General features: G+C 72.0%; 25 protein-coding genes. 14 read left to right on the forward strand and 11 right to left on the reverse strand.

Translation table 11 applies throughout. The annotated features are described in order from the left end of the window. Positions 1 to 112: 112 nt before the first annotated feature. Entirely contained in the window at positions 113 to 1849 is a 1737-nt protein-coding gene (locus tag QSK37_RS38300) for a carbohydrate-binding module family 20 domain-containing protein (RefSeq protein ID WP_285630865.1), read from the reverse strand. Between the two features lie 199 nt (positions 1850 to 2048). On the opposite strand from QSK37_RS38300, the gene QSK37_RS38305 reads away from it, so the two are divergent. The 6 genes from QSK37_RS38305 (at position 2049) to QSK37_RS38330 (ending at position 10991) form a co-directional block, all read left to right on the forward strand. Continuing rightward, on the forward strand, positions 2049 to 3068 hold the full coding sequence (locus QSK37_RS38305; RefSeq protein WP_285574053.1) for a LacI family DNA-binding transcriptional regulator: 1020 nt from the start codon (positions 2049 to 2051) through the stop codon (positions 3066 to 3068). Positions 3069 to 3188: 120 nt separating this feature from the next. Further along, positions 3189 to 4796, forward strand: coding sequence for a glycoside hydrolase family 13 protein (locus QSK37_RS38310; protein WP_285630868.1), 1608 nt, complete (start codon positions 3189 to 3191; stop codon positions 4794 to 4796). A gap of 181 nt (positions 4797 to 4977) precedes the next feature. After that, positions 4978 to 5424, forward strand: a complete 447-nt coding sequence (locus QSK37_RS38315) for a nitroreductase family deazaflavin-dependent oxidoreductase (protein WP_285630870.1) — start codon at positions 4978 to 4980, stop codon at positions 5422 to 5424. A 627-nt stretch (positions 5425 to 6051) separates the two neighbouring features. Then, positions 6052 to 6483 (forward strand): MarR family winged helix-turn-helix transcriptional regulator, encoded by a 432-nt coding sequence (locus QSK37_RS38320; protein WP_285574062.1) that lies wholly within the window; start codon positions 6052 to 6054, stop codon positions 6481 to 6483. Further along, the gene (locus QSK37_RS38325) at positions 6476 to 10096 is read left to right on the forward strand and encodes an ABC transporter ATP-binding protein (RefSeq protein ID WP_285630872.1); all 3621 of its coding nucleotides are present in this window, start codon (positions 6476 to 6478) and stop codon (positions 10094 to 10096) included. Before QSK37_RS38320 ends, QSK37_RS38325 begins: the two co-directional genes overlap by 8 nt. Before the next feature lie 19 nt (positions 10097 to 10115). Beyond that, on the forward strand, positions 10116 to 10991 hold the full coding sequence (locus QSK37_RS38330) for a hypothetical protein (protein WP_285630874.1): 876 nt from the start codon (positions 10116 to 10118) through the stop codon (positions 10989 to 10991). Here QSK37_RS38330 and QSK37_RS38335 read toward each other — a convergent pair. Further along, positions 10970 to 11509, reverse strand: a complete 540-nt coding sequence (locus QSK37_RS38335; protein ID WP_285630876.1) for a hypothetical protein — start codon at positions 11507 to 11509, stop codon at positions 10970 to 10972. The genes QSK37_RS38330 and QSK37_RS38335 overlap by 22 nt on opposite strands. Before the next feature lie 158 nt (positions 11510 to 11667). On the opposite strand from QSK37_RS38335, the gene QSK37_RS38340 reads away from it, so the two are divergent. Then, entirely contained in the window at positions 11668 to 12762 is a 1095-nt protein-coding gene (locus QSK37_RS38340) for an FAD-dependent oxidoreductase (RefSeq protein ID WP_285630878.1), read from the forward strand. 51 nt (positions 12763 to 12813) lie between these two features. Continuing rightward, the gene (locus tag QSK37_RS38345) at positions 12814 to 13176 is read left to right on the forward strand and encodes a YybH family protein (RefSeq protein ID WP_285630880.1); all 363 of its coding nucleotides are present in this window, start codon (positions 12814 to 12816) and stop codon (positions 13174 to 13176) included. A gap of 3 nt (positions 13177 to 13179) precedes the next feature. Here the strand turns inward: QSK37_RS38345 and QSK37_RS38350 are convergent, their stop codons facing one another. From QSK37_RS38350 to QSK37_RS38370, 5 genes are all read right to left on the reverse strand, one after another. Beyond that, the gene (locus tag QSK37_RS38350; RefSeq protein WP_285630882.1) at positions 13180 to 14670 is read right to left on the reverse strand and encodes a cobyric acid synthase; all 1491 of its coding nucleotides are present in this window, start codon (positions 14668 to 14670) and stop codon (positions 13180 to 13182) included. Continuing rightward, positions 14667 to 15578 (reverse strand): cobalamin biosynthesis protein, encoded by a 912-nt coding sequence (locus tag QSK37_RS38355; protein WP_285630884.1) that lies wholly within the window; start codon positions 15576 to 15578, stop codon positions 14667 to 14669. Before QSK37_RS38355 ends, QSK37_RS38350 begins: the two co-directional genes overlap by 4 nt. Before the next feature lie 54 nt (positions 15579 to 15632). Further along, positions 15633 to 16229 (reverse strand): VOC family protein, encoded by a 597-nt coding sequence (locus QSK37_RS38360; protein WP_285630887.1) that lies wholly within the window; start codon positions 16227 to 16229, stop codon positions 15633 to 15635. Further along, positions 16226 to 16747, reverse strand: a complete 522-nt coding sequence (locus QSK37_RS38365; protein ID WP_285630890.1) for an RNA polymerase sigma factor — start codon at positions 16745 to 16747, stop codon at positions 16226 to 16228. Before QSK37_RS38365 ends, QSK37_RS38360 begins: the two co-directional genes overlap by 4 nt. A 95-nt stretch (positions 16748 to 16842) precedes the next feature. Continuing rightward, entirely contained in the window at positions 16843 to 17199 is a 357-nt protein-coding gene (locus tag QSK37_RS38370; RefSeq protein ID WP_285630894.1) for a winged helix-turn-helix transcriptional regulator, read from the reverse strand. A gap of 48 nt (positions 17200 to 17247) precedes the next feature. Here QSK37_RS38370 and QSK37_RS38375 point away from each other — a divergent pair, with 48 nt between their 5' ends. After that, complete coding sequence (locus QSK37_RS38375; RefSeq protein ID WP_285630897.1) at positions 17248 to 17424, forward strand: hypothetical protein; 177 nt, start codon at positions 17248 to 17250, stop codon at positions 17422 to 17424. Here QSK37_RS38375 and QSK37_RS38380 read toward each other — a convergent pair. Further along, positions 17402 to 17854, reverse strand: a complete 453-nt coding sequence (locus QSK37_RS38380; RefSeq protein ID WP_285630900.1) for a nuclear transport factor 2 family protein — start codon at positions 17852 to 17854, stop codon at positions 17402 to 17404. The genes QSK37_RS38375 and QSK37_RS38380 overlap by 23 nt on opposite strands. Before the next feature lie 107 nt (positions 17855 to 17961). Between QSK37_RS38380 and QSK37_RS38385 the strand changes: the two genes are divergently transcribed. Both QSK37_RS38385 and QSK37_RS38390 read left to right on the forward strand, forming a co-directional pair. Further along, positions 17962 to 18537, forward strand: coding sequence for a TetR/AcrR family transcriptional regulator (locus QSK37_RS38385; RefSeq protein WP_285630903.1), 576 nt, complete (start codon positions 17962 to 17964; stop codon positions 18535 to 18537). Between the two features lie 94 nt (positions 18538 to 18631). After that, a complete protein-coding gene (locus QSK37_RS38390) occupies positions 18632 to 19345 on the forward strand; it encodes a CHAP domain-containing protein (RefSeq protein WP_285631132.1) in 714 nt (237 codons plus the stop codon). A 54-nt stretch (positions 19346 to 19399) separates the two neighbouring features. Here QSK37_RS38390 and QSK37_RS38395 read toward each other — a convergent pair whose 3' ends face one another. Next, positions 19400 to 20602 (reverse strand): RNA-guided endonuclease InsQ/TnpB family protein, encoded by a 1203-nt coding sequence (locus QSK37_RS38395; protein WP_349498021.1) that lies wholly within the window; start codon positions 20600 to 20602, stop codon positions 19400 to 19402. A 169-nt stretch (positions 20603 to 20771) separates the two neighbouring features. On the opposite strand from QSK37_RS38395, the gene QSK37_RS38400 reads away from it, so the two are divergent. Together QSK37_RS38400 and QSK37_RS38405 are read left to right on the forward strand one after the other, a co-directional pair. Then, positions 20772 to 21632, forward strand: a complete 861-nt coding sequence (locus QSK37_RS38400) for an SMP-30/gluconolactonase/LRE family protein (RefSeq protein WP_285630909.1) — start codon at positions 20772 to 20774, stop codon at positions 21630 to 21632. A gap of 74 nt (positions 21633 to 21706) precedes the next feature. Next, positions 21707 to 23500, forward strand: coding sequence for a serine/threonine-protein kinase (locus QSK37_RS38405; protein WP_285630912.1), 1794 nt, complete (start codon positions 21707 to 21709; stop codon positions 23498 to 23500). An 8-nt stretch (positions 23501 to 23508) separates the two neighbouring features. Here the strand turns inward: QSK37_RS38405 and QSK37_RS38410 are convergent, their stop codons facing one another. Continuing rightward, on the reverse strand, positions 23509 to 23910 hold the full coding sequence (locus QSK37_RS38410; protein WP_285630915.1) for a MerR family transcriptional regulator: 402 nt from the start codon (positions 23908 to 23910) through the stop codon (positions 23509 to 23511). Positions 23911 to 23963: 53 nt separating this feature from the next. Here QSK37_RS38410 and QSK37_RS38415 point away from each other — a divergent pair, with 53 nt between their 5' ends. After that, positions 23964 to 24980 carry an SgcJ/EcaC family oxidoreductase gene (locus QSK37_RS38415; RefSeq protein WP_285630918.1) on the forward strand — a complete coding sequence of 339 codons (1017 nt, stop codon included), beginning with the start codon at positions 23964 to 23966 and terminating at the stop codon, positions 24978 to 24980. A 63-nt stretch (positions 24981 to 25043) separates the two neighbouring features. Here the strand turns inward: QSK37_RS38415 and QSK37_RS38420 are convergent, their stop codons facing one another. Then, positions 25044 to 25949, reverse strand: a complete 906-nt coding sequence (locus tag QSK37_RS38420; protein ID WP_285630921.1) for an arginase family protein — start codon at positions 25947 to 25949, stop codon at positions 25044 to 25046. Between the last annotated feature and the right edge of the window lie 8 nt (positions 25950 to 25957).

A 25957-nucleotide genomic window follows, 5' to 3' on the forward strand; every position in this document is an offset into this window, starting at 1 on the left:
GCCGCCGGGCTCTCGCTCGGGCTGCGGCCTCTTCGGTGCGCTTTCGACCATTTCTCAGCCCCCGAATATCCCGCTACCCGAGGGCTTGATCGACAAAACGCGCAGGTCGAACCTAGCGCCAGGTGTCGTTGACGGTCGCGGTCGTGCCGGTGCCCGTCGTGTAGGTGCGGTTCGGGTCGGACTCCCAGGTCACGGAGCCGTCGGTGTTCTTCTTGAGGTACTTGTACTGGAAGGTCGTGGCGGTCGGCAGCGTCACCGTGGCCGACCAGACGGGGTAGCTCGCCGAGGAGAGCGCGACGGCGTTCGCGGGCGCCCAGTTCCCGAGCGCGGGGATCGAGCCGACGACGAAGACGTTCTGTCCCCAGGTGGTCGTCGCGGTCTCGTTGAACGTCACGCGGATGCTGCCGGTGCCGCCGCCCTGGCCGGTCGCGGCCACGTCGATCGCGACCGCGGAGCCCGGGGCGACCTGGAAGGTCGCGTTGCCGGAGCCGTCGACGGTGACCGCCGTGCCGGTGCACGTCCCGCCCGAGACGCCTCCGCCGACGACGTCGCAGTACGTCCCCGCGGGCAGCCCGGTGGCGAACGTGCGGCTCAGGGTGGAACCGGAGTTGTTGATGGCCACGTAGCCCTTCGCGCCGCGGCCGAAGGCGATCTCGTTCGAGCCGTCGGACCACCAGTTCGTGACCGAGGTGCCCTTGACCGCGTTGTGCCAGCCGACCATGCCGCCGAGCGTGCGGTCGAGGCAGCCCTGCCAGCCCGAGGAGCAGTTCGTGCCGCTCACGTGGCCGCTGGAGTCGGCCGGCGGCGAGTCGTCGGTCCCGTTGAAGTCGAACCCGGAGTACACCTGCGGCGTGCCGTATCCCCAGGCCAGCGAGAAGATGGTGGCGAGCCGGTACTTCGCGCCGTCCTTGTAGGACAGCGTGCTTCCGTTCCGCTCGGTGTCGTGGTTCGCCACGAACACCACGGCCTTGTCGCTCGGCTCGAAGCCCCACGACCGCCCGAAGCTCTGCAGGTTGGCGATGCTGCCGTTGAACTGCTCCTTGAGCTTCTGGCCGTACACGAACTCCAGCAGGTCACCGGAGCCCTCGAAGGCGCCGGGCGCCAGGTCGCCGGAACCGCCGGGCATGACCTCCTGGTAGATGTAGGCGGACCTGGTGAGCCTGGACTCGATCGCCTTCAGGTCGGGTGAGCCGATGTGCTTGGCGGCGTCGACGCGGAAGCCGTCCACCCCGAGGCCCAGCAGGTCGTCGAGGTAGCCGGCGATCTCGCTCCGGACGTGGTCGGTCTCGGTGCGCAGGTCCGACAGGCTGGACAGCTCGCACTTGGTGACCTCGGTGAAGTCGTTCCAGTTGTGGATCTGGTCGTCCGACTCCGGGCAGTCGGCGGGGTAGTCGTGGAAGTCGGCGGAGGAGTAGATGCCGGGATAGCTGTACTTGCTGAAGCTCCTGCCGCCGTACGTCGTGCTGCCCTGGCCGGTCATGTGGTTGATGACGGCGTCGGCGTAGACCTTCACGCCCGCGGCGTGGCAGGCCTGGACCATCGAGGTGAACTGCTGCCGGGTGCCCATCCGGCTGTTCACGTCGTAGTCACCGGGCTGGTAGACCTCCCACCAGGGGTGGCCGTCGCGGGTCAGGGAGTCCTCGGGCGGCGCGACCTGCACCGCGCCGTACCCCTGCGGGCCGAGCACGTTGGTGCACTCGGCGGCGACGGAGGGCCAGTTCCACTCGAAGAGGTTGGCGATCACGTCCTTGTCGCCGGGCGGTGACGCGGCGGCGGGCGTCGCCTGGACGGCGGGTACGGCCACGGCCGTCAGCGCGAGGGCCAGGGCGGGTAAGAGGCGGTTCAGCATGCGGGGCCTCCTGGGGCGAAGGGACGGCGGGTCCCCGAAGACGTGGCGGCCGCTGTTCGGCTGTGTGTCCAGACGGTAACTCCGTCCTGGACGCTCATCAATGTTTCAGAAAACTTGCGCAAGATAAAGCGGAGGATTCGGCGGCCTTACCGCAACGGACTGCCGTCCTGAAACGACGTTCGGCGGTAGATTCGACGCCGTGAGCACGCGCCTGGCGGACATCGCCGCCCAAGCCGGAGTGAGCGAGGCCACGGTCAGCCGGGTCCTCAACGGCAAGCCGGGCGTCGCGCCCGCGACCCGGCAGGCGGTCGTCGAGGCGCTCGACTCCTCCGGCTACGACCGCCCGGCCCGCCTGCGGCAGCCGCGTGCCGGCCTGATCGGCCTCATCGTCGCCGACCTGTCCAACCCGATCTTCCCGGCCTTCGCCGAGGTGATCGAGAACACCCTGGCGGTGCACGGCTACACGGCGGTGCTGTGCGCGCTGGCGCCCGGCGGCATCAACGAGGACGACTACACCGACCTGCTGCTGGAGCGCGGGGTGTCGGGCATCATCTTCGTGTCCGGGCTGCACGGCGACTCCCAGGCCGACCACGGCCGCTACCGGCGGCTCACCGACCGCGGCCTGCCGATCGTGCTGATCAACGGGTACACCGCCGAGGTCGACGCCACCTTCGTCTCCAGCGACGAGTCCGGCTCGATGGAGCTCGCCGTCGAGCACCTGGTGCAGCTGGGGCACCGGCGGATCGGCCTGGCGGTCGGCCAGGAGCGGTTCGTCCCGGTGATCCGCAAGACGCAGGGCTACCGCAAGGGGATGGCCGACCGGCTCGGCGTCACCGACGTGGACCGCTGGATCGCCAACACCATCTTCACGATCGAGGGCGGCGAGGCCGCGGCCCGCGAGCTGCTCGACGCCCACTGCACCGCGATCTGCTGCGGCAGCGACATGATGGCGATCGGCGCGATCCGCGCCGTGCGGCAGCAGGGCCTGCGGGTGCCCGAGGACGTATCCGTCGTCGGCTTCGACGACTCGACGCTGATGGGCTACATCGACCCGCCGCTGACCACGGTCCGCCAGCCGGTGCGCGAGATGGCGCTGGTGGCCGTCCGCAGCCTCCTGGACGAGATCCAGGGCGTCGGGTCGCCCCACACGGAGCTGGTCTTCCGCCCGGAGCTCGTGGTCCGCCGCTCGACCGGTCCGGTCGCGGCCGACACGGAGTAGCGCATTTCACAAGTTTTCCGCAAGTATTTCAATCAGGCTTCACCGCTGTTACATTCTGCGCAACCCGAATCATGCTCGGGGGGTCACGCACGCTGTCGTCCTTGCGGGAGGAGTTGCGGAATGCGCGGTCGAGGAACGGTCCTGACTCAGCAGCAGTTCGCCGATCCGGCGGCCGAGTCCGCCCATCGCGACGCGCGATGGTGGCGCGACGCGGTCATCTACCAGGTCTACCTGCGCAGCTTCGCCGACGGCGACGGCGACGGCGTCGGTGACCTGCTCGGTGCCCGCAGCCGGCTGCGCTATCTGTCCTGGCTCGGCGTGGACGCGCTGTGGCTCACGCCGTTCTACCGCTCGCCGATGGCGGACGGCGGCTACGACGTGGCCGACTACCGCGCGGTCGACCCGGAGTTCGGCACCCTCGGCGACGCCGAGGCCCTGATCGACGAGGCGCACCGGTACGGGCTGAAGGTCATCGTCGACATCGTGCCCAACCACACGTCCGTCGCCCACCCGTGGTTCGAGAAGGCGGTCGACGCCGGGCCGGGCTCGCCCGACCGCGACCGGTACATCTTCCGCCCCGGCCGCGGCGACCTCCCGCCCAACGACTGGGAGTCGATCTTCGGCGGCCCCGCATGGACCCGCCTGCCGGACGGCGACTGGTACCTCCACCTGTTCGCCCCCGAACAGCCCGACCTCAACTGGGAGAACCCCGAGGTCCACGCCGAGTTCGAGGACATCATGCGGTTCTGGCTCGACCGGGGCGTGGACGGTTTCCGCGTCGACGTCGCGCACGGCATGATCAAGGCCGAGGGCCTGCCGGACGCCGGGTACACCGGTCAGATCCAGATGCTCGGCCACGCCGAGCTGCCCTACTTCGACCAGGACGGCGTGCACGAGATCCACCGGTCCTGGCGGCGGCTGCTGGACTCCTACGGAGGCATCGCGGTCGCCGAGGCGTGGGCGCCGAACGCCGAGCGGCTCTCCCACTACGTACGCCCCGACGAGCTGCACCAGGCGTTCAACTTCCACTACCTGCAGGCCGGCTGGTCCGCCTCCGGCCTGCGGCGGGTCATCGACGACTCGCTCGCCGCGACCGGCCTGGTCGGCGCGCCGACGACCTGGGTGCTGTCCAACCACGACGTCCAGCGTCACGTCACGCGGTACGGCGGCGGCGAGGTGGGCCTGCGCCGGGCGCGCGCGGCGGCCCTGCTCACGCTCGCCCTGCCGGGCTCGACGTACGTCTACCAGGGGGAGGAGCTCGGCCTGCCCGAGGTCACCGACCTGCCGCAGGAGTACCTCCTCGACCCCCAGTGGGGCAACGGCCTCGGCCGGGAGGGCTGCCGGGTGCCGATTCCGTGGGCCTATGCCGAGCCGCCGTTCGGCTTCGGCCCGCCGACGGTGGAGGAGACCTGGCTGCCGGTGCCGCCGGAGTGGCGCGAGCTCACGGTGACGGCCCAGTCCGGCGACCCGCGCTCGATGCTGCGGCTGTACCGCGAGGCGCTCCGGGTGCGCAGGGAGCACCCGGCCCTCGGCGACGGGGAGCTGCGCTGGCTCGACGCGCCGGAGGACGTCCTGCTGTTCGAGCGCGACCCCGGCTTCGTGTGCGCGGTGAACGTCGGCGCCGCCCCCGTACGGCTCGAGGTCGATGGAACGGTCCTTTTGACGAGCGCGCCGGTCGACGGTGGTGAGCTGCCGCCCGACACGGCGGTCTGGTGGACGCGCCCGTAGCCGTCCGAAGCCCGCGGACCGGTCACCGTATCCACGGTGGCCGGTCCGTTTTCGGTTGGACCGCGAGGCGGTGACTGGAGCGGCGACCACTTTCGAGAGCAGTGCTCTTGACTCGTGGGTATCTGCGGGTGCACACTGCTCTTAGTCGAGAGCACTGCTCTCATCTGATGAAGGAGCACCCATGGCCGCCGAACTCCGGGTCATCAAGGGCAACAACCTTCTGGACCGCGCCACCCGCCGGCTGGTCAGCGGCCTGACGGGCATGGGGATCAGCCTGCTGGGCTCGCGCATCCTCTACGTCCGAGGACGCAAGACCGGCGAGTGGCGCACCACACCGGTCAACCTCCTCGTCCACGAGGGTGAGCGCTACCTCGTCGCCCCGCGCGGCCACACGCAGTGGGTCCGCAACATGCGCGTGTCGGGCGGCGGCGAACTCCACCTCGGCCGCCGGACCGAGGTCTTCACCGCCACGGAGGTGGCCGACGGCGACAAGCCGGAGATCCTGCGGTCCTACCTGCGACGCTGGAAGTTCGAGGTGGCCATGTTCTTCGACGGGGTCGGCCCGGACGCCTCCGACGAGAAACTGCTCGAGATCGCCCCCGGCTACCCCGTCTTCCGACTGAACTGAAACCGCCGCCCCGAGCGGCGCCGGGGATCGTCCGGCGAGGGGCTGAGCGGCCGCAGGTCGCCGGACAGACCACCGGACAGACCAACGGCGCGCGCAAGGGCGCCGGAGACCCCGGATCGGCCGGCCGCCCCAGTCCCCGCCCGCCCCAGTCCCGGCCTGTCGCGGTCCTTGCTCGTGACGGTCCCCGTCCGTGACGGTCCCCGTCCGTCACGGTCCTTGCTCGTGACGGTCCCGGCCCGTCGCGGTCCCCGCCGGTCGCGGTCCCGGCCCATCGCGGTCCCCGCTCGTCGCGGTCCCCGCCGGTCGCGGTCCCCGCCCGCCACGGTCCCCGCCGGTCGCGGTCCCGGCCCATCGCGGTCCCCGCTCGTCGCGGTCCCCGCCGGTCGCGGTCCCCGCCCGCCACGGTCCCCGCCCGCCACGGGGGCTCCAGCCCACTTCCATGGTCAAGCGTCGGGACCCCCCGTGGGAAGGCCCCCGCCCCGCCTGTGGATAACCCTACGGGCGGATAACCCCACGGGCCGAAACCCGCCTCCATATACTCAACGGTACGCAATGCGTTGCTTTTTACCCCCTGTTTAGGACATGTAAGCATTTGCCAGGCACCCGATATTAAGCTTTGCTTAGTGTGTGGACGAGGATGAGACACGGTCGACCGCGAGCGCGTTGCGCCAGGCGATGGGCCAGCTCGGCCGTCGGCTGCGTGCCGAGCGCGTCAGCTACGGCCTGAGCCGCAGCAGGTTGAGCCTGCTCAACCTGCTGGCGCTGAACGGCCCGATGACCGCCTCCGCGATGGCCGCCGCCGAGCGCCTGCAGCCGCAGTCGCTGACGCGGATGCTCTCCCGGCTCGAGGACGACGGCCTGATCGTCCGGCATCCGGACGACAAGGACCGCCGCCAGGTACGGATCGAGATCACCCACAAGGGGACCGCCGTGCTCGACGAGGACACCGTCAGGAGAGAGGCGTGGCTGGCCAAGGCGATGGCCGAGCGGCTCACGCCGACCGAACGCGAGCTGCTCCGGCTGGCCGCGGGCCTGATGGAACGGCTCGCCGATGGCTGAGCGCGGGGGCGGGCCGGGGGTGCGGGGCGGCTGGATCCGCCGGATGCTGCCGTTCGTGCTCCGGCAGCGCGGCAGCCTGGTCCGCACGTTCATCGCGGGACTGATCTGGGCGGGCGTGAGCACCCTGGTCCCGGTGGTCGAGCGTCACGTCGTCGACGACGTGATCCTGGCCTCCCGCGCCCCGCTCACGCCGTGGCTGGTGCTGCTGTTCGCCCTCGGCACGGTCGGGTTCGTGGCCGCCCGCACCCGCCGGTTCAACTCCTCCAAGGTCATGCTCGAGGTCGCGTACGGGCTGCGCGGCGCCATCCACCGCGAGCTGCAGCGGCTCGACCTGCAGGCGCACAACGGGATGGCCACGGGCCAGCTCGTCTCCCGCGCCAACTCCGACATCAGCCTCGTGCTGACGGTGCTGCGGGTCCTGCCGACGCTGACGAGCAACCTCGTGCTGATGGTCGCCTCGCTCGGCGTGATGTTCGCCTTCTCGCCGCTGCTCGCGCTGATCAGCCTGGTCATCCTGCCGATCCTCGTCGTCGGCGCGTACCGCATGCGCACACGGCTCTACCCGGCGACCTGGGACATGCAGCAGCGGACCGGCGACGTCGCGCAGGTCGTCGACCAGGCGGTCACCGGCGTACGCGTCGTCAAGGGGTTCGGGCAGGAGCAGCGGGAGTTCGAGCGCCTCGCCGGCTCGGCGTCCGACCTGTACGGCTCCAGCATGCGGGCCATCCGCCTGTCGGCGCGCTACCAGCCGCTGCTGGAGTCGATCCCGACGTTCGGGCAGGTCGGCGTGCTGGCGCTGGGCGGCTGGCTGGCGCTCAACGACAAGATCACCGTTGGCACGTTCCTGGCCTTCGCCTCGTACCTGGTCCTGCTGATCAACCCCGCGCGCCTGATCGCGCGGATGCTCAGCGCCGCTCCGCAGGCGCGCGCCGGCGCCGAGCGCATCTTCGAGCTGCTCGACACGACGCCCGCGGTGACCGACGCGCCGGGAGCGCGTGAGCTGCCCCGCCTGCGCGGTGAGATCTCCTTCGAGAACGTACGGTTCGGCTTCTGGCGGTCCGAGCCGGTGCTGGACGGGTTCGACCTGCGGATCGCCCCCGGCGAGGTCGTCGCGCTGGTCGGGGCGTCGGGGTCGGGCAAGTCCACCGCCGCGCACCTGCTCCTCCGGTTCCACGACCCCCAGGAGGGGACCGTACGCGTCGACGGGCACGACGTCCGCGAGGTCACGCTCGCCTCGCTGCGCTCGCAGATCGGCATGGTGTTCGAGGAGAGCTTCCTGTTCTCCGAGTCGCTGCGGGACAACATCGCCTACGGGCGGCCCGACGCCACCGACGCGGAGGTGGAGGCCGCGGCGCGTGCCGCCGAGGCGCACGAGTTCATCACCCGCCTGCCCGAGGGCTACGACACGATCGTCGGCGAGCGCGGCCTGACCCTGTCCGGCGGCCAGCGCCAGCGGGTCGCCCTGGCCCGCGCCCTGCTGTCCGACCCGCGCATCCTCGTGCTCGACGACGCCACCAGCGCGGTCGACGCCAAGGTGGAGGAGAGCATCCACGCGACGCTGCGGCGTGTCCTTCACCGGCACACGACTCTGCTCGTCGCGCACCGCCGGTCCACGCTCCGCCTCGCCGACCGGATCGCCGTGCTCGACGCCGGCCGGGTGATCGACGACGGCACGCACGCCGAGCTGATGGGCCGCTGCCCGCTCTACCGGCGGCTGCTGTCCGGTGAGGGCGACGATCTGGAGCCCTCGCCGGGCCCGGCCGCACGCGCCGAGGCCGGGGACGGACACCGGCCGGGGCTGGGCGGGGCGTTCGCCCACGACGACATGCTCCGGCGTGTCTCGGCGCTGCCGCCCTCGCGTGACCTGCCCGAGGTGGACATCGCACGGGAGTCACAGCCGGAGTCGCGGTTCACGCTGTGGCGGTTCCTGCGGCCGTACCGCCTCCCGCTCGGCCTGGGCCTGCTGCTGGTGATCCTGGACGCGCTGGCCGGCGTCGCCGGCCCGTACCTGTCCCGCGACGGCATCGACCAGGGCGTGCTCACCGGATCGCAGCGAGCACTGTTCACGGCGGCGGGGATCTTCCTCGGCGTGGCGCTCGTTGACCTGGCGATCTCCCGCGCGGTCACGCTCGTGGCCGGGCGTACGGGGGAGCGGCTCATGTTCGCGCTGCGGATCCGGGTATGGGCCCAGCTGCAGCGGCTGGCCGTGGACTTCTACGACCGTGAGATGGCCGGGCGCATCATGACCCGGATGACCACCGACGTGAGCGCGTTCTCCTCGTTGCTGCAGGACGGCCTGATCAGCGCGGTCGCGTCGCTGTTCACGTTCGTGGGCGTCGCCGTGGCGATGTTCGTCATGAGCCCGGTGCTGACGGGCGCCACCGCGCTCGTGCTGATCCCGCTGTTCGTCGCGACCGTGGCGTTCCGCCGGCTGTCCGCCGAGCCGTACCGGGAGGCGCGGGAGCGGATCGCGATCGTCAACGCCAGCCTCCAGGAGAGCATGGCGGGCGTACGGGAGTCGCAGGCGTTCACCCAGGAGAACCGCAGGCAGCGGGAGTTCAAGCGCATCACGCGCAGTTACACCGACGCCCGCCTCGCCGCGCAGCGCCTCATCTCGCTGTACTTCCCGTTCGTCGACTTCCTGTCCGACGTCGCGGCGGTGGTCGTGCTGGCCCTCGGCTACCACATGGTGCGCGGCCACTCCCTCACGCCGGGCGAGCTGATCGCGTTCGTGCTGTACGTCAACCTGTTCTTCTCCCCGATCCAGCAGCTCTCGGAGGTCTTCGACGACTGGCAGCAGGCGCGGGTGTCGATGGCCCGCATCCGCGACCTCATGGCCGAGCCGGTCGCGACGCCGGTCGCCGCCGCGCCCGTCGACCCGGGCCCGCTCCACGGGGCGATCCGGCTGGAGGGCGTGCGGTTCGGCTATCCGGGGATCGAGGAGGAGGCGCTGCGGGAGGTCGACCTGACGATCGAGCCGGGGGAGACGGTCGCGCTCGTCGGCGCCACCGGCGCGGGCAAGTCGAGCCTGGTCAAGCTGCTGGCGCGCTTCTACGACCCGCAGGGGGGCCGGATCGTCGTCGACGGCCACGACCTACGCGACCTCGACCTGGACGCCTACCGGCGGCAGCTCGGGTACGTCCCGCAGGAGACCTTCCTGTTCCGCGGCACCGTGCACGACAACATCGCGTACGGGCGGCCGGACGCCTCCGCCGCCGAGGTCGAGCGGGCGGCCCGCGCCGTCGGCGCGCACGACCTGATCATGCGGTTGCCCGGCGGCTACGACCACGAGATCGCCGAGCGCGGCGCCACCCTGTCGGCCGGGCAGCGGCAGCTCATCTGCCTGGCGCGCGCCGAACTGGTCGACCCCGCGATCCTGCTGCTCGACGAGGCCACCGCCAACCTCGACCTCGCCACGGAGGCCCGCGTCACCCGGGCGATGAACAGCGTCGCCGCCGGGCGCACGACCGTACTGATCGCGCACCGGCTCCAGACGGCCCGGCACGCCGACCGGATCGTCGTGATGGCGCACGGCCGGGTGGTCGAGGACGGCACGCACGACCAGCTCCTGCGCGACCGCGGCCAGTACGCCTCCCTGTGGCAGGCGGCCTGACGGCCCGTATGGTGGTCGCGTGTTGGTGTTGAGCCTGCTCGGCGCGATCGCGGCCGCCGTGTGCTTCGGGGTCGCGAGCGTGATGCAGGCGGTGGCGGCGCGCACGACCCCGGTCGGGGCGGGCGTCGATCCCCGGCTGCTGGTCCGTCTCCTCCGGCGCGTCCCGTTCGTGCTCGGCACCGGACTGGACATTCTCGGCTTCTTCGCCGAGCTGGCGGCGCTGCGGTCGCTGCCGCTGTTCGTCGTGCAGGCGGCGGTCGCGGCCAACCTCGCGGTGACGGCGGTGGTCGCGGTCCGCGTGCTGCACGTACGGCTCAGCGGGGCCGAGTGGGCGGCGGTCGCGGCGGTCTGCGCCGGTCTGGCCATGCTCGGGCTCTCCGCGGGCCACGAGAACCCGGCGGCGGTCAGCCTGCGGTTCAAGCTGGTGCTGCTGGGGTGCGTCGTGGTGGTCGGCGTCGGCGGCGCCGTGGCGGGACGGCTACGGGGCCGGGCCCGCTCCGCCGTGCTCGGCCTGGCCGCGGGCCTCGGCTTCGGGTTCGTCGCGATCGGCTCACGCGTGGTCCGCAGCCTGGCGCCGTGGGACCTGCTGCGCGATCCGGCGATGTACGTCGTCGCGGCCGGTGGCCTGGTGGCGTTCCTGTTCTTCACGACGGCGCTGCAGCGCGGCTCGGTGACCGTGACGACGGGCACCGTCGTGGTGGCCGAGACACTGGTGCCCGCCCTCGTCGGCGTGCTGCTGCTGGGCGACCGCACCCGCCACGGGTACGTGGGCCTCGCGGCGGCGGGTTTCGCGCTCGCGGTGGCCGGCGCCCTGATCCTCGCCCGCTTCGGCGAACCGCCGGCGGAGCCGGCCGAGACCCCGGCCTCCCGGGGCTACGCCGGACGAGACTCGTAGACGGCGCCGGCGAAGGGCAGCGCGCCGCCGGTGTCGCGTTCGGACTGGGGCGCCAGGCCCGCCGAGACGGCCCAGGCGTCGACCAGCCCGGCGGGCCAGGGAGCCTGCCCGCCGGTGAGCAGGACGACCGTGCCGCCGGGGCTGACGGCGCGGCCCAGCTCACGGACGGTGTGCCGGGGGAACGGGAACGTCTGCGGGTCGAGCCGGCAGACGAGCACGTGCGCGGCCGAGTCGGAGAACGGAAGGTCGATGCCGATGTTCGCGACGATCGGGGCGACCGCCGAACGCTGCCCGGCCCGGCGCAGCGCCCGGCGCAGGGCGCGCGCCCCGCGCCGTCCGGGCACGGTCGCCTCGACGGGCAGTCCGTCGACGACCAGCCGGGCGGCGAGGTCGTGCAGCTGCGCGCCGACCAGCCGGACCGGCCCGGTGCCGGCCGCCGCGGCCGTGGCGAGCAGACTGCCGAGAGCGACCTCGTCGAGCCGGCTCCAGCCGGTCTCGGCCGCCGCCGGGCTGTTCATGGCGTGTGGGGGGACGAAAGGGCGGTGTGGGGGTGGTGGGTCACCGAACCCCTCCTATGTCGCAAGTTTATGTGCAAGGTGCATACGTATCCTAATATGCGCCTTTCGGCCCGGCCAGACGAGATGCGGCCGACTTCGGCCTCATACAGGATGAGTTCATGCGGCACGTTGATGTGGCAGTGGCAGGACTCGGGCTCTCCGGGGCGGCGGTCGCCTGGGCGGCGACGCGGCGCGGGCACACGGTGGCGGCGTTCGAGGCGTACGCGCCGGGTCACCGGCGCGGCAGCTCGCACGGGCACGCGCGGATCTACCGTCGCGCCTATCTCGACCCGTTCTACGTCGAGCTCACCGGCCGGGCCGGGCGGCTGTGGGAGCGCCTGGAGATCGAGGCCGGCGAGCGTCTGCTCGACCGGGTCGGCGGCGTCGACCACGGGCCGGGCCGCGAACCGGAGCGCATGGCGGCGCTGCTGCGCGAGCACGGGGTCGCCGCCGAACTGCTCGACCCGGCCGACGCGGCGGCCCGCTGGCCCGGAATCCGCTTCACCGGCCCGGTCGTCCACGACCCGGAGGGCGGGGTCGTCGACCCCGAGGCGACGATCGCCGCGATGACCCGGCTCGCGGCCACCGAAGGCGCCGCCGTCGCGCACGAGACGCCCGTACGTGACCTGGAGCCGGACGAAGACGGGGTGCGGTTCCGCGCCGGCGCGGACACCTGGCAGGCGCGGACCCTCGTCGTGGCGGCGGGCGCCTGGACCGGTCCGCTGCTCGGCGGGCTCGTCCCGCTGCCACCGCTGACCGTCACCCAGCAGCAGGTCTTCTTCTTCGCGCCGCGCGAGCCCGGCCCCTGGCCGACGATCGTGCACGGCTCGTCGGAGGAGGCGCTGGAGATGTACGCGCTGCCCGAAGGACCCTGGGTCAAGCTCGGCGAGCACCTGCGGGGCACAGTCACCACCGCCGACACCCGCGACTTCACCGTGGACCCGGAGGCACGCGAGCGCGCGCTCGCGTACGCGCGGGAGTGGCTGCCCGGCGTCGACCCGGTTCCGCGCTCCGAGACGACGTGCCTGTACACCTGGGCGCCGGGGGAGGACTTCGTGCTCGACCGGCAGGGCCCGATCGTCGTCTGCTCGCCCTGCTCGGGGCACGGCGCGAAGTTCGCCCCGCTCATCGGCGAGCTCGTCACCGACCTGCTGGAGGGCGCACCGCCGATCGACCGGTTCGCCCTCCGGCCGCCGCGTTCGACGAGTAGGTGACCGATCGGCGGTTCCGTCGTGAACGCTCGATCTTTCGGCCACACTGATCTCATGGACAAGGAACGGGTGGCCGCGTGGATCGACGGCTACGAGCGAGCCTGGCGTACCCCCGGCACCGAGCCGCTGGCCGGGCTCTTCACCACGGACGCCACCTACCGGCAGGGCCCGTACGACGAACCCCTGACCGGTCTGCCGGAGATCGAGGAGATGTGGGACGAGGAGCGCACCGGTCCCGACGAGGTCTTCGAGATGACCAGCGAGATCGTCGCGGTCGACGGTGACACGGCCGTGGTGCGGGTGGAGGTGACGTACGGCGAGCCGGACCACGAGGAGTTCCGCGACCTGTGGATCATGCGCTTCGCCGAGGACGGCCGCTGCCGCTCCTTCGAGGAATGGTGGTCCGCGCCGGACTAGGCCCTAGGAACCCGCGCCTCCGGGAGGGACGACCGGCAGACCCGACGGGGCGCCCGCCTCGATGAGCTTGGTCAGCGCGTCGGTGTCCAGATGGTGTTCGACGAGGTCGCCGAGGGCGTCGAGCTGGGCCTCGCGCAGCGCGGCGAAGTCGGTGTCCGGCGCGGGCGTGAAGTCGCGTCTCGCCGTACGCGCGACGTCGGCGAGGAACGCCCGGCGGAAGCCGTTGTTCTCCAGGGCCCCGTGCCAGGTCGTCCCCCACACGGAACCCTCGCGGCAGCCGTCGAGGAACGGCTCGCCGCCCTCCACCGCGACGATCCCGTGGTGGATCTCGTACGCCTCCACCGGCTCGCCGTACGCCGAACCGGCCGGCCGGCGCAGCGTCTTCTCCGGGGCGAACTCCACGCGCGCCGGCAGCAGGGACAGCCCCGGGACGGCGCCGGCGCAGGACTCCACGTCGTCGAGGATCTCCCGCGCCATCATCTGGTAGCCGCCGCAGATGCCGAGCACCGGCTGCCCGGCGCGGGCGCGGCGGACGATCTCGGCGGCGAGACCGCGCTCGTGCAGCCAGCCGAGGTCGGACACGGTGGCGCGCGAACCGGGCAGCACGACCAGGTCGGCGTCGGCGAGCTCGCCCGGCGTCGTGGCGTACGACACGACCACGCCGGGTTCGGTCGCCAGCGCGTCCACGTCGGTGAAGTTGGAGATCCGCGGCAGCCGTACCACCGCCACGCGAAGGGTCCCCTCGCCCGCGCGCGGCGCCGTACGGCGTCCGTCCAGGGCCAGGGAGTCCTCGACGTCGAGGCCGAGCCCCTCCAGCCAGGGCAGCACGCCGTAGACGTCCCGGCCGGTCAGCGCGCTGATCTGGGCCAGGCCCGGAGCGAGCAGCTCCGGAGCGCCGCGGAACTTGTTGATGACGAAACCGGCGACGAGTCGCTGGTCCTCCGGTTCCAGCAGCCCGACCGTCCCGTACAGCGCGGCGAACACCCCGCCGCGGTCGATGTCGCCGACGACGATCACCGGCAGGTCGGCGGCGCGGGCCAGTCCCATGTTCGCCAGGTCGCCGCGCCGCAGGTTGATCTCGGCGGGGCTCCCGGCGCCCTCGCAGATCACCACGTCGTACTCCGCGCGCAGCCGGGCCAGGCTCGCCGTGACGACCTGGCGCAGCCGCGCCCGGTGTTCGCCGTATCCCAGGGCGTCCACCTCGGCGACCGGGCGGCCGAGCACGACGACCTGGCTGCGGCGGTCGGAACCGGGCTTGAGCAGCACCGGGTTCATGTCCGCGGTCGGTTCGACGCGGGCGGCGGCGGCCTGCATGACCTGCGCCCGCCCGATCTCCGCGCCGTCGGCGGTGACCATGGAGTTCAGCGACATGTTCTGCGCCTTGAACGGCGCGACGCGTACGCCCTGGCGGGACAGCCAGCGGCACAGCCCGGCCGTCAGCACGCTCTTGCCCGCGTCGGAGGTGGTCCCGGCGACCAGCAGCGCGCCCTTCACCGGCCACGCCCGAACGCGAGACGGACACCCGCCGCGAGGCCGGCGGCGGCGAGGCCGACCGCGCGGGACAGCCGGACGGCGCGGCGGATGTCATCGGGCTCGGGCGGACGGCCGTCGCCGAGTGCGGGCCGGTGCTCGACGCGGTCGCCGTAGACGTTGACGCCGCCGAGCCGCACGCCGAGCGCGCCGGCGAAGGCCGCCTCGCAGCGGCCGGCGTTCGGGCTGGGGTGCGCGGCGCCGTCGCGGCGGAGCACGCGGTACGCCTCGCGCGGCGAGCCTCCGACGAGCGGCGCGCACACGACGGTGAGCAGCCCGGTGAGCCGGGCCGGCACCCAGTTGGCGACGTCGTCGGCGCGCGCGGCGGCCCAGCCGAAGTTGGCGTAGCGGGGGCTGCGGTGGCCGACCATCGCGTCCAGCGTGTTGACCGCGCGGTAGCCGAGCAGGCCGGGCCCGCCGAGAAGGGCGCCCCAGAACAGCGGCGCGACCGCGGCGTCGGAGGTGTTCTCGGCGACCGACTCGACGGTGGCGCGCGCCAGCTCCTTCGCGTCGAGGGCGTCGGGGTCGCGCCCGCACAGGTGCGGCAGCCGGGCGCGGGCGGCCTCGACGTCGCCGGCCTCCAGCGCCGCCCGCATCGCCCGCCCCTCGCGCGCCAGGGAGGTGCCGCCGAGGACCGCCCAGGTCGCGGCGGCGACGGGCCCCGTACGGCCCCGGCTCACCGCTCCGAGCCCGGCCGCGCCGAGGACGCACAGCCCGGCGAACACCGCGCCGCGGACCTTGGAGTCGCCGTACAGCCGGCGTTCGAGGGCCGCCGCCGCCCGCCCGAACGCGGCCACCGGATGGCCGCGCCGCGGATCACCGGTCAGCGCGTCCAGCGTGGCCCCGGCCACCAGACCCCGAGCGATCGTCATGGGACGACCTTAGAGCGACCGGCAACAGGAAACACCTGAGGCGTCGCGCTTCGGTCAGCCGACCGGCGGCCCCTGGCGCTGCCGGGTGGCGCGCGTTGGCGGCCGGAGCAGCATCCACCGGTGCCCGAACGGGTCGACGATCACCGAGCCGCGACCGTAGGGCTGGTCGGCCGGCTCCCGCTCCACCGAGGCGCCGTGGCTCCGGGCCCGCTCGGTCGTGGCGTCGACGTCGTCGACCTCCAGGTGGAGTGTGTGGCTGAACGTCGTGGGGGAATCGGGCGCACGCACGGGCACGTCGGGCCAGAGGTCGGAGGCTTCGGCGAACATCAGCACCGCGTCGCCGATGCCGACCTCGGCGTGGCCGATCGTGCCGTCCGCGTTGACATGGGGCTCGCCGCGGCGCTGTGCGCCGAATACCTCGACGTACCAGTCCATGGCGCGCCGGGCGTCGGACACGACGATGTAGGGGGTCAGCGCCGGAGGCCGGGCGGGCTCGCGCTCGACCGGGGCCGCGACGGTCTGTTGGGACATGGTTCCTCCTGGGTGTGCGAGGACCTCCCGGGTCAGCCGCAGCCGCAGGCGCCCGGCGAAGTCGGGATCGGGATCGACCGGCGTGATGGGCTCGCGCAGAGCCTCGAACGGATCCGTCATCGCGAGCCCTCCTCTCCCTCATGGATCCGGCGGAACGCGGCCCGGGCCCGGACCAGCAGCGCCTCGGTGGCGTGCACGGTGCGGTCCAGGTGCCGGGCCACCTCGGGCACCGGCAGCCCGTCGAGGTAGCGCAGCGTGAGCGCGGCCCGGTGGTGCGCGCCGAGACGGTCGAGCACCTCACGAGCACGGATCCGGTCGACGGCCGTCTCCCATGGGTCGTCGACGCGGGCCGGCTCGGCGTCCAGCAGGCGCAGCCCGCGTTGCTCCCGCTCGACCCGCCGCCAGTGGTCGGCGAGTTTGTGCCGGGCCACCCCGATCAGCCACGGGATCGACGGATCGGGCGCGCCCGGTTTGCGGCTCGCGTGCACGGCGGCCAGGAACGACTCGGCCGTGAGGTCCTCGGCCAGGCCGGTGTCGCCGCAGCGGGCCAGCAGGTAGCCGTAGACGTGCGGCAGCGCATCGTCGTACAGCTTCAACAGCCCGAACGCCGGGTCGGGCCGAACCTGCGGGTCCGTCACACTTTCATCGTCGTCCGGGCAGCCGACGCTCCAACGGGTCAGTGCCGAACTTTTTCCGACCGTGGGTGCCGAACATCGTGCGCCGGGTGATGTTGTCACGGCTGGTCGGCGGGCCGGTCGTCGTAGGCCGCGCGGGCGGCGTGGACGCGGGCCGCGTTGGTCAGGGACCAGTCGGCGATCGCGGTGGTCAGGGTGCCGGCCTCGACGCCGAGGTCCGTGAGCGCGTACTCGACGCGCGGGGGGATGGTCGGGTAGACGGTGCGGCTGATCAGCCCGTCGCGTTCGAGGTTGCGTAGCGCCTGGGTGAGGGATTTCTGGGTCACGCCCTCGATGCGGCGGCGCAGCTCGGTGAAGCGCAGCGGCCGCTCGTGACGCCGGAGCAGGCCGAGGACATAGAGCGACCACTTGTTGGCCAGCACGTCCAGCACGGTGCGCGACGGACAGTCCTTCACCGCCAGATCTCTCCCGAGGAGCACCGGGCGGCGATGATCCGAGTAGGCGTGCCCGAGACCGTCGCGGCCTCCAACGCCCAGGTGTTCGGCCTGATCGCCGAAGGCGATGCGGCGTGGCTGTCCGACGACGTGGCGTCGATCACCGGCGATCCGCCGCGCAGCCTGCACGCCTTCATCGCCGATCACATCACCGCCTTCACGATCAGCCGTTTCCGTCACCGATGAGTTCCTGAAGCCTACCCAGCGCGCGGGCCCCGGCGATGACGTCCGCGTAGTCCCGGCTGTGCCGGATCAGGCCGTCGCGGATGGTCATGACCACGATGTAGGCGCTCGACAGCCGTTCGCCGGACTCTCGTACCCGGCGGTGGAGCGTGAACTCGGCGACGACGACTTCGGGGTCCGTGGTCTCATGCACCGTCACCTGGTCGACGCCCTCGATCCGCCACACCTTCTCGGCGGACTTGAAGCGCGTGCGGAAGACCTCCCGCCCCTGCGACGTGCGCGGAATCCCGGGCGGCGCGAACGGGATCTCGATCACGGCGTCCTCCGCGTAGAGGTCCGCCAGCTCGTCGTAGGCGCCGCGCGAACTGACCTCGAGAAAGCGGCGCGTGACCTCCAGCGCGGACCGCGCGGCGGTGGAGTCCTGCATCGACATGACGATTTTCCTCCTGGGCGACTAAAGCGGAACGACCGCCCCGCTTCGACGGGGAAGATACGGAACGCGCGCCCCGGTTGTCAACGAGAGGACGGTAGGGTGAGCGGATGACGGGCGACAGAGGCGCCGCGCCGATGCGAGCGGACGCGCGGCGCAACCGTGAGCGCGTGCTGAAGGCGGCCGAGGAGATGTTCGCCGAGCAGGGGATCGCCGTGCCGCTCGACGAGATCGCCCGCCGCGCCGGCGTCGGCGCCGGCACCGTGTACCGGCACTTCCCGACCAAGGAGGCGCTGTTCGAGGCGGTGATCGCCGGCCGCGTCGAGGCCCTGCTGGCCGACACCGATCGCCTGCTCGCCGACGAGGATCCGGGCACGGCGTTCTTTCACTTCTTCGACCACAAGGTCAGGCAGGCCTCGCTCAACAAGGCGCTGTCCGACGCGCTGGAGGCGTCACGAGGAGTCCGCTACGGCAGCCCGCGGACGCACGAATCCTTCTGGCGGCTGGTCGACGACCTACTCGCCGGCGCGCAGCGGGCCGGCGCGGTCCGGCCGGATCTGGACCGCGACGACGTGAGGGCGCTCATGGTCGGCTGCATCCGCGCCGTCGACCAGGTCACCGACCCCGCGAAGGTCGATCACCTCATCCAGGTCATGACCGACGGCATGCGCGTGAAGCATGTATAACCGTGATTTAGTCACAGTCAAGCCTTTAAGTTAGGAAATTATCGACTTACCGTCACATCGAATACCCGCCAGAAAGGGGTTCGACGTGGCCTGGATGAAGCGAGGCGGCCTGCTGGCCGCGGTGAGCGCCGGCATGATCATGCTCGGCGCGACGGCCGCGGACGCGGCGACCGGAACGGTCAACACGAGCGGCACGGCTCTTTCCGTACGCTCCGGCGCGGGCACGAGCTATCCGACGGTCGGCAGCGTGGCGGACGGGAAGTCCGTCACCATCAGCTGCCAGACGCGCGGCACGACGATCACCGGCACGTACGGCACGAGCAGCGTCTGGGACAAGATCACGAGCCCGGCCGGCTACGTCTCGGACGCCTACGTCTACACCGGGTCGGACGGCACCGTCGCCCCGCCGTGCGTCACCACGCTGACCGACGACTACCCGTACAAGTCCGACTCCTCCAGTCAGGCGGACCCCTGGAACTTCTACAAGCGGGAGTGCGTGTCGTTCGCGGCCTGGCGGATCCGCCAGCGGCTGGGCGTCGACTTCACCAACTCCTACCGGGGCGTGCACTGGGGCAACGCGATCAACTGGGACAACGCCGCGGCCTCCGCCGGGGTCAAGGTCGACCACACCGCCAAGGTCGGCGCCATCGCCCAGTGGAACACCGGCACGTACGGCCACGTGGCCTACGTCGCACGGGTGAACAGCGACGGCACTATTCTGCTGGAGGAGTACAACTACCTGAGCGCGCACAACTACGACACCCGTACGGTGAGCGCGAGCAGCGTCGGGAACTACCTCCATTTCTGACCCGACCGGAGGAGGATCGTGACTCCTCCGCTCCCTGAAGGGAGCGGCTTCTCGCTAAGCCGCTTGCGCAGCGTCGCGAAGGGCAAGCCCTGCCCTCAAGATGTTGATCGCCGCGTTGATGTCGGCGTGTGCGGTGTGCCCGCACGCCGTGCATCGGAACACGGCCTGGGTGACGCGGTTGTCCTTCGCGCAATGCTCGCATTCGGCGCATGTGCGGGAGGTGTTGGTGGGGTTCACCGCGATCAGCTGTCGACCGGCGCTTTCAGCCTTGTGCGACAGGATCGTCAGGAACACCCCCCAACCCGCGTCCAGGATCGAACGGTTCAGCCCGGATTTGGCGGCGGCGCCGTTGGGCAGGTGGCCGCCGTCGCCGTCCGGTCGAGGTGCTGCTCGTTTGGTCATGTTGGTGATCTTGAGCGCTTCGTGGACGATCACGTCGTGGTCACGGACCAGTGTGAGCGCGGCCTTGTGTGCACTGTCGAGGCGTTGCCGCCGCACCTTCGCGTGCAAGGCGGCGACACGGGCGACGGCCTTACGCCGCCGCCGACTGCCTCGTTTCTTTCGGGCGAGGTCACGCTGTGCCGCCGCGAGACGGCCGGCGGTCACGGCGAGGTGACGCGGGTCGGCCAGATGCCGGCCATCACTGGTCGTGGCCGGCGACGCGACTCCCAGGTCGATCCCGGCGACCGCACCCGTCACCGGCAGCGTCCCGGCGGGCACGTCGTCACACGACAGCACGACGAACCAGCGGGCGCCTTCCCGCTTCACGCTGATCGTCTTGACGGTGCCCAGCACACGCCGGTGCCGGTGGACCCGCACATGCCCGACGCCCTGCACCCGCACGTAGGTCGCGGTCGGGTGGTGGGGCTGGGAGTCCCGCCGGCACCCGTCGCCGTCCTTGGGCCACTCGACGGTGTTGAACCGGCCCCGTCCCTTGAAACGGGGGAACCCCGGCGTACGGCCTGCTTTGAGGCGGTCGAAGAACGCACCGAACGCCTTGTCCAACCTGCGGAGCGTGGCCTGCTGGGAGGAGAACGACCACCGGCCCTGACCATCGGGGTCGCCGGCGCGGATGTGCTTCAACTCCGCCGACTGATCGCCGTACCGCACCCTCACCCCGGCTCTGCGGTAGGCCGTACGACGGTGCTCCAGAGCGGCGTTGTACAACTCCCGATGGTCATCCAGGCACTGCCTGAGCGCTATGGCCTGCTTGCCGGTGGGGCGCAACAAGAACTTGAACGACCTACGCACACCCACCCCTCACGCTTGGTAACGAGAACACCACGCTATCGACCGGCACCGACAAACCCGCAAGGAAATCCGTGATGCGCCAACCCGACAGGCCAGGCCACACTCGCGCCTCGGCGGCCTACCCGCTCGCGATCACCCCGTCGCCTCAAAGCGACAGTCCCCTCGGGAGACTCTGATGGAACTCACGGCGGAGCCCTGTTCGCCGGTCCGGGTCGAGCACGCCGAGGGCCCGTTCTGGTACGGCGACCGGTTCGGCTGGGTGGACATCATGGCCGGGCGGCTGTGGCTGGCCGGCTTCGATGGGACGACCCTGACCGCGCCGCGGTCCCACGACGTGGGGCGGCCGCTCGGTGCGGCGGTGCCGGACGCGGCGGGCGGCTGGGTGCTCGCCGCCGGCACCGCCTTCCTCCGGCTCGACGAGGACGGCACCGTGACGCCGCTGACCGAGGATCTGGCCGACCCGTCACCGCTCCGGATGAACGACGGCAAGTGCGACCCGGCCGGTCGGTTCTGGGCCGGCACGATGGCCTACGACGAGTCGCGGCCGATCGCCTCGCTGTACGTCTTCGACGGGCGTCCCGGCACGGTGCTGAACGGCGTGACGATCTCCAACGGGCTGGGTTGGAGCCCGGACCACCGCCTCATGTACTACATCGACACCCCGACCGGGCGCGTCGACGTGTTCGACTACGCCGCGGACTCCGGCGCGGTGTCCGGACGCCGGCCGTTCGTCGCGGTGGAGGGCGGGCATCCCGACGGCATGACCGTCGACGACGAGGGCTTCCTGTGGGTGGCGCTGTGGGGCGGCGGGGCGGTGCATCGCTACGACCCGTCGGGCCGGCTCGCGGGCGTCGTGCGGCTGCCGGTGACGAACGTGTCGAGCTGCTGCTTCGGCGGTGCCGACGGCACGACGCTGTTCGTGACGACCTCCCAGCAGGGCCTGTCCGCGGAGCAGCGCGAGGCCGAGCCGGACGCGGGCCGGATCTTCCGCGTCAGCCCGGGCGTCGGCGGCCCGCCCGCAACCCCCTTCGGCTGACATTCGGCTGACCGGAACCTGCCGATCGGGCGATTTCCCACCGAGGCGGCGGGGCCATGCGTCATGATCTCCCTGTGGACGAATGGTCACTTAGTGGATACACCGCCCTCCGGGAGCTGGGCCGAGGCGGCTTCGGCCGCGTCGTGCTCGCCCGCCACGACGCCTCGGGCACACACGTCGCGATCAAGTACCTGCACGTGACCGATGAGAGTTTCCGCACGGAGTTCCGCGCGGAGGCCGGAATCCTGCGCGGGCTACGGGACCCGCACGTGGTGACCCTGTTCGACTACGTCGAGACGCCGCAGGGCGCGGCGATCGTCATGGAGGCGATCGACGGGGTGTCGCTCCGCGCCCTGCTCAAAGAGCGGGGCAACCTCGAACCGGAGGCCGCGCTCGCCGTGCTGAAGGGGTCGCTGCTCGGCCTCGGGGCCGCGCATCGCGTGGGCGTCGTCCACCGTGACTACAAGCCCGCCAACGTCATGGTCGGCGGCGACGGGCAGAGCAAACTGATCGACTTCGGCATCGCGCTGCGCTCCGGCGACTCGGGACAGGTCGTCGGCACCCCGCCGTACATGGCGCCGGAGCAGTGGGACGGGGCGCCGGCCTCGCCCAGCACCGACGTGTACGCCGCGACCTGCGTGTTCTTCGAGTGCGTGACCGGCCGTACCCCATACCGGGCGGACACGCTGGCCGCGTACCGGGCGCAGCACATGGTCGGCCCGATCCCCACGGACGACGTGCCGGAGCCGGTACGGGCCCTGGTCGAACGCGGCCTGGCCAAGCACCCGCAGGGCCGCCCGCCCGGCGCGACTGAGTTCGCCGCGGAGTTGGAGGCGGCGGCCACCGCCGCGTACGGGCCGGAGTGGGAGTCCAATGGCTGGCGGCGTCTGGCCGAGGCGGCGGCCGGCCTGGCCGCGCTGTTCCCGTTCGCCATGCTCGTCGCGAAGGTGGCCCCGGGCGGGGCCGCCCACGCGGGCCACGCCGGCGTGGCGGCGGGCAAGGCGGGTGCGGCGGCGGGCAAGGCCGGCGCCACGGCGGGCAAGGCCGGGCACGGGGCGCTGACCAAACTGCTCGGCGGCAACGCCGCGACCAAGGTGATCGCCGTGGCCACCGGCGCGGTCGTGGTGGGCGGGGCGGGCACCGCCGCGATCGTGCTGACCCACCATGACAAGCCGAAGAAGGCCGCCGTGGCGCCGCTGCGCGTCGAACTGGCCTCCTACAACCGGCAGGTCACCGGCCTGGACCTGAGCGGCGCCCACTCCGTCCAGGTGAGCGGCGGGAAGGACGCCGCCCTGCGCCGCCGTATCAACGACGCTCTGGCCGCCCCGCTCGAATGGGCGGCCGACGAGATTCGGCAGATGACCGCCAAGGCACAGCCGCCCTGCACGAAGCCGAGCGTGCTCGGGGCGAAGCCCGAGATCGGGCTGCGCGGCCCGCACCTGGTGACCGTCCGGTACGAACTGCCGAAACAGTTGTGCTACCCGCTCGACTTCGAACTGCCGCACATCACCGTCACCGTCGACCTGCGCACCGGGCAGTCACTGACGCCCGAGCAGGTGTTCGCCGCCGGCACGGTCACGACGAGCGGCATCGACACGTTGATGCGACGCGTGCAGCCCCACACCACCAAGCCGGACCTCGCGCTGGTGTGCACCGAGGGGACGGCCCCCGACGACTTCCGCCCGGGCCGGCCGTTCAACACGAAACGGCCGCAGCCGCCGCGCGTCTCGCCCTTCCTCACCCCGAAGGGCCTGGACGTCACGTGGTCGCACGTGGGCAGCGAGTGCCCGTTCTACGCGGTCACCCTGCCGTACTCCGAGGCACGCGACCTGCTCGCCCCGAACATCGTCGCGGAGCTGCCCAAATAGCACCCACGTCAGGCGGGGTCCGCCTCCGGCGCGAACTCATCCAGCATGTTCAGCAGCTGGTCCACGCGTTCCACGATGACGGCGCGCAACCGTTCGGCGAGTCTGTCCCAGTCTTCGCGAGTCGGGGGCCCGCCGGGCGGGAGGGCCGCGAGTGCCACGCGGATCTCCTCCAGGGTGAGCCCGACCCGCTGTGCGGCGCGGATCATCGCGACACGGCACAGCACGTCGGCGAAGAAGCGGCGCTGGTTGTCGCTCGTCCGCTCGCAGGGCAGCAGACCCTGGTCGGCGTACCAGCGCACCGCCGACCTGGCGATGCCCATGCGCTCGGCGACCTGGCCGACCGTGAGGCCGGAGACGTGCCACTCCGCGGCCTCGCGATCGCGCGGCCGCGGGCTTGCGTTCAAGTTCACTTGACCCCCTAGCGTCTCGGCCATCTCACCACGAGACGTACAGGAGGAACACCATGGCCGAAACGTTGCGCGTCGGAGTACTCGTCGGCAGCACCCGCCCGGCCCGGCGGGCCAGGGCGGTCGCCGAGTGGATCTGCGCGGGCCCCGAAGCCGCCGAGCTCGCCCTCGACCTCACCGTCGTCGACCTGGAGGAGGTCGGCCTGCCGATGCTGGCCGAACCCGATCCGCCCGCCTTCGGCCGGTACGCGCTGGAGCACACGAGGGCCTGGGCGGAACTGGTCGCCGGCTTCGACGCCTACGTGCTCGTGTCGCCGGAGTACAACCACTCCACCACCGCCGTGCTGAAGAACGCGCTGGACCACCTGTACGCCGAGTGGCAGGACAAGGCCGTGGCCTTCGCCGGCTACGGCACCGGCGGCGGGGTCAGGGCCGTCGAGCACCTGCGCGGGATCACCGCGGAGCTCGGCATGGCCGGCGTCGGGCCGCAGGTGGCGCTCGACCTCTTCGAGGACTTCGACGACCAGGGACGATGCGGGCCGCGGGCACGGCAGGAGGAGGCGCGCCGCCGGATGCTCACCGGCCTGGCGCGCTGGGGACGGTCGCTGCGGGGCCTGCGTTCGACGTCGGACACCCCCGACGGCGAACGGCCGCGCCTGCACTCGCCCGCGGAGAACGCCGAGGCCTCCGCCGCGGTGGAGCGGCTCATCGAGACGCTCCAGGCCGGTGGCGAGACCGTCGACGCCGACGAGTACGACCGGATGTTCGCCGCGGACATCCTCTGGGGCAGCCCCTACGGACGCACGCTGGCGGGCTACGCGCCGCTCAACGAGATCCACCACAAGCTCATGGCGAAGAGGGTCGCGCCTCCGTCGCGGTTCGAGCCGGTCCAGGTCCTCGCACCGGCGCCCGGCGTGGCCGTCGCCCACATCCGCCGGCGTGCCCTGACCGATGGCACCGACGAGCCCGGCTTCTCCGAGATGGCGATGTACGTCCTGATCAAGCGGCACGGAACCTGGTGGCTCGCCGCCGCCCAGAACACCCCCATCGCCGACCCGCCCCCGGCGCCGTGACCCCGGAACCGCCACCCGGCTTCGCCGTACCGCCACGCCGCTTCACCTCTAGTGCGCGCCGGCTCAACGGCGCTCGCCCAGGGTGGCGAGGCCGGTGACGAGCAGGTCGACGAGGAGGCGTGCTCGGCTGCCATCCGGGTCGAGATCAGGGTCGAAGACGGTCACCTGGGCTCCGGTGGCACGCGGTGCGAGAGCCGCGAGAAGATCGGTCAGTTCGACGACGCTGAGTCCTCCGGGGTCCGGGGAATCGACGGCGGGCATCACGCTCGGATCGAGGATGTCGACGTCCAGATGCAGCCAGTAGCCGTCGAGGTCGTCACGATCGACGACATCGAGAATCCGGCGCGCGGCGTCCGCGGCGCCGTGCGATCGGATCTGTGCGGCGGTGATGACCGTGCCCAGAAGCGCGGTGGTCTCCTCAAGCGCCGAGTCGTCGTCGCGGCAGCCCGCATGGGCGGTGTCGGTGGGGGCGAAGTACGGGCCGAGGCCATCGATGTCGGCGATCGTGGGCCAGTGCAGGCCCACCGCGGCGGCCAGATCTTCTCCGGCCAGGCTGGCGCACTGGTCGGAGTTGCCGGGATGCCGGAAGTCGGTGTGCCCGTCGAGATGCACCAGGCCATAACGCCCCGGCGCTCGCCGCAGGGCGATCCCCGTCCCCACGAGCAGGCTGCAGTCTCCGCCGACCACCAGGGGTGTGAGGCCGTCGGCGCGGAGGGTCTCGATGCGCTCGGCCAGCCGCCGGGCGTGCTCGACGATGGCCTGGTGATTGCGGAGCACGCCTGGCCGGGCATCGTCGGCGTACCGGCGGGGGAGTACGGCGCCGCGATCGTGCCCGCCGCGCTCGGCGAAGCGTCGGTGAAGGCCGGCCTCACGGAGCGCCTCAGGCGCTTTGGCCGTGCCGGGCACGCTCGTCGGCGCGGGCGGGCGCAACCCCAGGTTGGTGGGGGCGGAGATCAGGCCGATCGTCACCGGTCGAA

The sequence above is a fragment of the Actinoallomurus iriomotensis genome (genome assembly GCF_030269445.1).
GTDB lineage: Bacteria > Actinomycetota > Actinomycetes > Streptosporangiales > Streptosporangiaceae > Actinoallomurus > Actinoallomurus iriomotensis.

What these genes read in the sequence shown, in the direction of transcription:
- QSK37_RS38400 (WP_285630909.1), top strand. Translation starts at nt 20,772, where the DNA reads ATGGAACTCACGGCGGAGCCCTGTTCGCCGGTCCGGGTCGAGCACGCC.
- QSK37_RS38345 (WP_285630880.1), top strand. Translation starts at nt 12,814, where the DNA reads ATGGACAAGGAACGGGTGGCCGCGTGGATCGACGGCTACGAGCGAGCC.
- QSK37_RS38385 (WP_285630903.1), top strand. Translation starts at nt 17,962, where the DNA reads ATGACGGGCGACAGAGGCGCCGCGCCGATGCGAGCGGACGCGCGGCGC.
- QSK37_RS38300 (WP_285630865.1), bottom strand. Translation starts at nt 1,849, where the DNA reads ATGCTGAACCGCCTCTTACCCGCCCTGGCCCTCGCGCTGACGGCCGTG.
- QSK37_RS38325 (WP_285630872.1), top strand. Translation starts at nt 6,476, where the DNA reads ATGGCTGAGCGCGGGGGCGGGCCGGGGGTGCGGGGCGGCTGGATCCGC.
- QSK37_RS38340 (WP_285630878.1), top strand. Translation starts at nt 11,668, where the DNA reads ATGCGGCACGTTGATGTGGCAGTGGCAGGACTCGGGCTCTCCGGGGCG.
- QSK37_RS38315 (WP_285630870.1), top strand. Translation starts at nt 4,978, where the DNA reads ATGGCCGCCGAACTCCGGGTCATCAAGGGCAACAACCTTCTGGACCGC.
- QSK37_RS38335 (WP_285630876.1), bottom strand. Translation starts at nt 11,509, where the DNA reads ATGAACAGCCCGGCGGCGGCCGAGACCGGCTGGAGCCGGCTCGACGAG.
- QSK37_RS38360 (WP_285630887.1), bottom strand. Translation starts at nt 16,229, where the DNA reads ATGACGGATCCGTTCGAGGCTCTGCGCGAGCCCATCACGCCGGTCGAT.
- QSK37_RS38355 (WP_285630884.1), bottom strand. Translation starts at nt 15,578, where the DNA reads ATGACGATCGCTCGGGGTCTGGTGGCCGGGGCCACGCTGGACGCGCTG.
- QSK37_RS38390 (WP_285631132.1), top strand. Translation starts at nt 18,632, where the DNA reads ATGAAGCGAGGCGGCCTGCTGGCCGCGGTGAGCGCCGGCATGATCATG.
- QSK37_RS38310 (WP_285630868.1), top strand. Translation starts at nt 3,189, where the DNA reads ATGCGCGGTCGAGGAACGGTCCTGACTCAGCAGCAGTTCGCCGATCCG.
- QSK37_RS38415 (WP_285630918.1), top strand. Translation starts at nt 23,964, where the DNA reads ATGGCCGAAACGTTGCGCGTCGGAGTACTCGTCGGCAGCACCCGCCCG.
- QSK37_RS38380 (WP_285630900.1), bottom strand. Translation starts at nt 17,854, where the DNA reads ATGTCGATGCAGGACTCCACCGCCGCGCGGTCCGCGCTGGAGGTCACG.